Genomic DNA, 6000 nt, shown 5'->3' on the forward strand with positions numbered 1-6000 from the left:
GGGGCTCCCCGGACTCAGGAGCAGAGCCACGGCACCCGTGCGATGAGCCGCCCGGCATCGACGTAGCCCGACACGATGAGCGGAGGCACCTGATCCTGGCAGGCCGCTACTTCAACACCAGCCTGGTAGAGCAAACACTGGACGGGGCTCAACACCGGTGAGGTCAAACGATGACAGCACGCCCACCCAGACACACAAGCAGGCCCACGAGGCCTACCGGCACCTTGCGCTCGTGGACTTCCCCGACGATCTCAAGCTTGGACTGAACCTCGGCTTCTATCGGACCTTCGCCGTTCCCACGATCGCCAGAGTGCTCGTCAGCACCGGCAAGATGATTGGCCGGCCCAAGGCACGTGCGAAAGCCACCGGAACGATGATGTACACGCTCATCGACAACGGTTTCCACTCACCGGCCGGACGCGAAACAGTTGCCGCCTTGAATCAGCTCCACGCACGACTCCCTGTGGGGAACGCCGAGTTCGTGTACGTACTTGCCACGTTCTGCGTAACCCCGCTGCGCTGGATCGACGAACACGGTTGGCGGCACACCACGACTGAGGAGAAGGCCGCAGCACACGGTTTCTTCCACGGCCTGGCCCAGCGGATGGGCATCCAGGGGGTCCCGGACTCCTATTCGGCTTTGGCCAGATGGATGGACGACTTCGAAGAGCGCCAGTTCGCGGTCACGGAGGAAGGCCGGGCCCTGCTGGAAGCCACCCGCGGGCTGCTCAGCGATCGCTTCCCGAAGCTGGCCGCACCCGTTGTACGAGTTGCCACTGATGCACTGATTGACGCCCGACTGCGTGCGGCACTGGGAGCAAGTGACCGGCCTGTTGTCATCCGATGGCTGGTCACAACGGCTCTGCGGCTTCGTGCTGCGCACCTGAGACACCAGCACCGTGGGGAGCTTGCAGGAAAGTCCGTTTCACCCATGCAGTAACGGTGACGAATTCGCTGCTGGAACGGCATTTCGCGATGACGGGAACGCTCACAACGGAGAAGTGATGTGCTCCACCGGTCGACGATCCGGTCGGCGAGCGCCAGGACACCGTGCGCCCGGCGTCGTCGGCCGGGGCGGCGAAGACCCGGCTGGAGCAGGCCTGAGTCATCGAGGCCGCCAACCGGTCGGCGGGCCGTACGGTCGTGCGCGCCCCCGAGGGTCTGGCCTAGGCTCAAGTGGATCTTGAGCTGGTCGCCGCAACTCCGATCGGCTGGCACTGCGTTGGTGGTCCAAGGAACGAGCCCGCATCCGCAGCGAGAAGGGCATCCGCTGGGGCGGACGTCCCCTCGCAGCCTGACTACCCCAGTAATCATTGCTGGTGAGAGCAATTGCCGCCGCCCGCCGCTCCGTCAGGGCCCCTGAGGCTGCTAGTCCCAGGGTTCGCCCGTGGTGGGGTCCAGGCCCGCCTCCAAGCGACGCTTCTGCTCGCGCCAGTTGACGAAAGAGTGTTCCTTCGGAAGGACGACGCTGATCGTCTCCTCCTGGAATTCATCATCGGTGAGCAGTCTGCGCAGGAACTCCACCATCCCGAAAGGGTGGACCTGGAAGGTGGGATTCGTGTGCCGACCGTGTACGAGCACGGGCCATCGGTCAGGATCGTCGGCCGTGGTCAGCCAGCAGTAGATGTCTGCGCCGCTCGTGACACCCCACGCCACGATGGAATCGGGGTCCACGTCCAGGGCCGCTCTGCCGCCGAGCATCTCCCAGGTGCCGCGGGCGTTGGCTGTCTCCTGCCGCAGGCCGGACCCGTCCGAATAGGCATCGGACCGCGGAACCGGCAACAGTATTCCAACTTCCCTGCTGACGCTGCCCGCCCCGTACGCCTCCATGAAAGCGACATAGTCGGCCGGAAACCGGGTCCCCCAGATCTCCTCGACCGCACTCCAGTCGATCCGTTCATCCACGCCGTGCGTCGTTGGCAGAACCTTTGCGAGCGCTGCCACCTGAGAAGTTTCGCCCACTGTCACTCCTTCCCGTGCATCTTCGAGGAGCCACAACTTATGTGATGGCATTCCCTGTGAAGACGGATGGTCTGGGGTTGACGCGGACGTCAACCCGGCGAACCATCCCGGTCACGGCACCGCCAGCGGATCTTTGCCAGGCGGACAAGGTCGGCGATCGGGAACGACGATGGACAGGAAGGGAGCGGCGTGCTCAAGGCTCGCTGGCCAGCCGTCGGCATTGGCGGACAGGCCGTAGTGCCCCATGGCGTGCGCCAGGCGGAAGCCGGAGTTGTGCGTCACGCTCCAGACCTACGGCCCGCGCCTGGTATCGCGCGTGCTTCCCATCACGGGATGGGACTGGGCAGACCATGCGATTCACCCGGTCGGCGTGTCCAGCTCGCCGGTTCAGGCGAATGGGCCGTCTCATGGCTGGTGAACCACAACCGCATCCGTGTGCGAGGTGGCCGATGTACAACATGCGCGCCGAACGACGGGAAACGGAGAACGGCCCGGGACTGCTCTGGCACGTTCTCGATCGTGATGGCCGTTCTCTGTGCGGTCAGAAGGCAACCGTCTCACCAGAAGGCGCGATGGAGCGCGAGGATTACTGCCATCTCTGCATGAAGGACGTGGCCGCCACGGTCGGCGCAAGCTTCGCTGGTGCACCTCCCTACGCCCATCGTGGGGAGCGGCGGGCATGAGCGGGCCCTCGACCGGAGTGCACCCCGAGGGCGTGCCAGCCGAAGGCCCACGCACAGCCGCCCGGCCGCGGCTGGTCGAGCGATGGCGCGAGGCCGCGGACCGGAATCTCACCCCGACCAAACGGTCGCTCATCGTCACGTGGGCGTCCTTCGGCACGACATGGGGCACAGTGCGGCTGATCGCGCACGGCATCCGGGGCGGCTGGCTGCCCTGGGGCAACATCTCCGCTGGCGGCGAGCACCTGCACCACTACAACATCGGCATCGCCATGCTGGCAGGCATTGGGCTGATCGCCGTACGCGGTGACGAACAGGCCGTTGGTCACCCCGTGGTCGCCGCTGCCTACGGCGCCGGAACCGCTCTGATCACCGACGAGTTCGCCTTGCTGCTCGACCTGCAGGACGTCTACTGGGCCAAGCAGGGACGCCTCAGCGTCGACGTCTCCCTCGGCGTCCTCGCCACGCTCGGCACCTACCTCACCGCCAAGCCGTTCTGGGACGAGATTGCCAAGGTGACACGCCATCACATCGCCTCCGCCGCGAAGCACAGCCTCTCGTCAGCCGGGTAACCAGACCGACGGTGACACGCGCACTGGCCGCGGTCAGGTGCTCCAGGCTGCGTCGCCCCGGCGGATGCGGCCGAGGATGTCGCGGTGGTACGCGGCCAGCCCTTCAGGGGCGATGGGGGCGGGGCTTTGGGAGAGGGTGTACCACTCGTCGGCGCCGGTGTACTGGATGGCGGCGCGGGCAGTGCGGCCGTCGTCGTCCCACGTGGGGGAGACGGTGAGGTCCCCGGTGATGACGCCGACTTCGTAGGTCATCACCCCGCCCGGCCCGGCGGTGACCTGGTCCACGTACCGTTCGCTACCGGGCGGCTCGTCGGCGGGGACCTGTCCGGAGTCCGGGCTGCGGGTCATGCGGAGCAGGTGTTCAGCATCGTGTTCAGCATTCCCTTTTCCGGCTCGGTGATGTTGAGGGTGTACACGTACTTCACGTGGACCCAGGCCCGGCTGTAGGTACACCAGTAGGAGTGCATCGGCTGCCACTGGTCGGGGGACTGATCCCCCTTCTGCCGGTTGGACGATGCCGATACCGCCAGCAGCTGAGGGTTTTCAAGGTCGTTGGCGAACTTCCTGCGCAGGGAAGTGCTCCACAGGTCAGCGCCGGAGCGCCCAGGCGTTGGCGAGAGGGACCATGTAGTCGATGTCCACCTCGGTGGACGGCTTCGTGGCCACCTTCCCGTCGTACGGGCTGACCCAGGTGCCGGCCACCGCGCGGCACTTGTCGTCCTGGACAACGCCCTGGCCATCTCGGGCGAGCACGACTTCCCGGGTGTCGCAGGTGCCGTACTGGGTGATCCAGTGCGGGAACTTCGCGCGCGAGTAGCCCGTCATCGGATGCGGGGCCGCGACGTTCAGCTCGTCGTGTTCTTTGCGAACCACGTCGGCAGGCGGCGGTTCGGGAAGCTCCTGCCGCGCCAGTGGGGAGGCGGCCGGCTGGTGGCCGCTGGCTGCCGGGGGAGCCGCCGCAGAAGAGGGCGCGGCAGTGAGCGGGGAGATGAGGGACAGGCTCAGCAGGGCGGGGACGGCAAGCCGTCGCCACAAACGCGAGTCGATCGTATGGCCATGACTAGTGGGACAGTCTGCCGAGCCGCGGCACCGCCCCTCTGGCGCGGTGTGTCCGCACGCGTCCGTTGACCGTCCGGACCGAACGAAGGCGTGTGGCCTGCCGGGCCCGCGCCATGGCGTACTCCGGCGGCGCTGTCTCACGTCCACGGGCAGCCGTGGCGCGGCTTCTCACGCACAGCCGGCCATGCGCGGGCGCGTACACCTCCGGCGGGCGCCGGGCCGCACATCGGCGCTGCTGCCTGAAAGAACCTGCTTCTAAAGCTCGATGCTTCTTGATCTTGAGGCTTCGTTGTCCGCGAGGCGCGGAGCAGCCCATGTGACCGAAGTGCTGCTGGACTGCGTGTACCTCCCCGTACCACGTTCGAAGCCGCGGGGGGAAACGGCTACGGGGGCTGGGAATGCTGGTGACTGAGTACAGGACGGATGTCGTGTCGGCGCCGGAGCGGCCCGCGCTGTTCGAGGAAATCACAGCAGGGTCGTACATCCGCAATCGGCTGCGCAGCAACGACCGGGAGGACTTCCGTGCCAAGGTGCGTGCCTTGGACCTGGGGGAGTTACAGGTGTCCGCGCTGTCCTTCCCGCATCTGGAGATCGCGCGGACAGCGAGGATAATCCGGCAGTCCGACCCCGAGGTGTACATGATCAATTACCATCTCGGTGGGGAGGGGTCTTTTTCCCAGGCCGGGAATAACACGGCGTTTCATGCGGGCGACCTCACGGTGCTGGACAGCAGTCATCCCTTCGACGCGCACCGCCACACTCTTCAGGACAGCTGGCCGCAACTGATCGTGCAGCTTCCTCACAAGCTGCTGCCGCTGCCGGAGAAGACGGTGCAGCGCCTGCTCGCTGTCCCGATCAGCGGGCGTTGCGGCATGGGCGGGGTGTTCGCCCGCTGGCTGACCGACCTCAACACGCGCGCCGGCGAGTTCACTCCGGCTGACATTCCCACTCTCGCCTCGGTCATCCTGGGCCTTCTGGCGTCCGCACTCGCCCGCTTCCTGGAGGCCGAGGCGGAGCTGAGCCCGGAGGCCCGCAGAAACGCCCTGCAGGCCCGGATCAACGCGTTCGTCGAGCAGCACCTCGCCGACCCGGACATGACCCCCCAGACGATCGCGGACGCCCACCACATCTCCCTGCGCCATCTCCAGCACCTACTCGCTGGGAACGCCACATCACCGGCAGCCTGGATACGCCACCGCCGTCTGGAACGCTGCCGACTCGACCTGGCCAACCCCCGCGCCTGAACTCCCGCCCGATCCAGGCCATCGCCGCCTGCTGGGGCTTCACCAACCCGACGCACTTCAGCCGACTGTTCCGAACCACCTACGGGATACCGCCACGGGACTACAGGAACCTGCCGTCCCAGGCGTGCGCGAATCGTCAACACACCTGCGCGGAATGGCAAGGACAGGGGGTGCCGCGCTCGGCATCCTAAATGCCGAACACTCAGACATCTGTACCTCGGTCTCACTCAAGCCGCTGAACCGTAGACGAAGACACGAGGTGCGGGCTGCCAAGCACCGGGCGACCATCCTCAATGGACCGGTCCGGTCCGGTCCGGACCGGTCCGGTCCGGTCCGGACCGGACCGGCCGTGGACCGCGGTCACGTCCGCTGGAGTGGTGTATCGACGGCCACTCGGTGATCTCGTTTTGAGGCTATGCGGTGAGTTCGGTGGGCAGGACGGTGTCGTCGGTTTCTGACTCGATCGGGTGGAGGCGGGCCTTG

The 6000-nt window shown here is 66.5% G+C and carries 9 protein-coding genes and 1 pseudogene; 6 read left to right on the top strand and 4 right to left on the bottom strand.

The annotated features are described in order from the left end of the window. The first annotated feature begins 232 nt into the window (after nt 1–232). Together FPZ41_RS26780 and FPZ41_RS50345 are read left to right on the top strand one after the other, a co-directional pair. Nucleotides 233–940, top strand: a complete 708-nt coding sequence (locus FPZ41_RS26780) for an oxygenase MpaB family protein (RefSeq protein ID WP_322620767.1) — start codon at nt 233–235, stop codon at nt 938–940. A gap of 256 nt (nt 941–1196) precedes the next feature. Beyond that, nucleotides 1197–1298, top strand: a pseudogene (locus FPZ41_RS50345) (integrase); the annotation flags it as partial. A gap of 70 nt (nt 1299–1368) precedes the next feature. On the opposite strand, the gene FPZ41_RS26785 reads toward FPZ41_RS50345, so the two are convergent. Beyond that, complete coding sequence (locus tag FPZ41_RS26785) at nt 1369–1962, bottom strand: SMI1/KNR4 family protein (RefSeq protein ID WP_322620768.1); 594 nt, start codon at nt 1960–1962, stop codon at nt 1369–1371. 111 nt (nt 1963–2073) lie between these two features. Beyond that, on the bottom strand, nt 2074–2244 hold the full coding sequence (locus tag FPZ41_RS47295; protein ID WP_194236227.1) for a hypothetical protein: 171 nt from the start codon (nt 2242–2244) through the stop codon (nt 2074–2076). A 167-nt stretch (nt 2245–2411) separates the two neighbouring features. On the opposite strand from FPZ41_RS47295, the gene FPZ41_RS26790 reads away from it, so the two are divergent. Then, nucleotides 2412–2645, top strand: a complete 234-nt coding sequence (locus tag FPZ41_RS26790) for a hypothetical protein (protein WP_152866234.1) — start codon at nt 2412–2414, stop codon at nt 2643–2645. Further along, on the top strand, nt 2642–3214 hold the full coding sequence (locus tag FPZ41_RS26795) for a hypothetical protein (protein WP_228022993.1): 573 nt from the start codon (nt 2642–2644) through the stop codon (nt 3212–3214). Before FPZ41_RS26790 ends, FPZ41_RS26795 begins: the two co-directional genes overlap by 4 nt. A 33-nt stretch (nt 3215–3247) precedes the next feature. Here the strand turns inward: FPZ41_RS26795 and FPZ41_RS26800 are convergent, their stop codons facing one another. Together FPZ41_RS26800 and FPZ41_RS49975 are read right to left on the bottom strand one after the other, a co-directional pair. After that, nucleotides 3248–3562: a hypothetical protein gene (locus tag FPZ41_RS26800; RefSeq protein ID WP_152866235.1), complete on the bottom strand. Its 315-nt coding sequence runs from the start codon at nt 3560–3562 to the stop codon at nt 3248–3250. Nucleotides 3563–3802: 240 nt separating this feature from the next. Beyond that, nucleotides 3803–4249: a hypothetical protein gene (locus FPZ41_RS49975; protein WP_322620769.1), complete on the bottom strand. Its 447-nt coding sequence runs from the start codon at nt 4247–4249 to the stop codon at nt 3803–3805. 452 nt (nt 4250–4701) lie between these two features. On the opposite strand from FPZ41_RS49975, the gene FPZ41_RS26810 reads away from it, so the two are divergent. Beyond that, nucleotides 4702–5517 (top strand): AraC family transcriptional regulator, encoded by an 816-nt coding sequence (locus FPZ41_RS26810; RefSeq protein ID WP_322620770.1) that lies wholly within the window; start codon nt 4702–4704, stop codon nt 5515–5517. Between the two features lie 20 nt (nt 5518–5537). Then, a complete protein-coding gene (locus tag FPZ41_RS48675; RefSeq protein WP_322620771.1) occupies nt 5538–5708 on the top strand; it encodes a helix-turn-helix domain-containing protein in 171 nt (56 codons plus the stop codon). Nucleotides 5709–6000: the final 292 nt, after the last annotated feature.

It is taken from the genome of Streptomyces acidicola (assembly GCF_009377235.1).
GTDB lineage: Bacteria > Actinomycetota > Actinomycetes > Streptomycetales > Streptomycetaceae > Streptomyces > Streptomyces acidicola.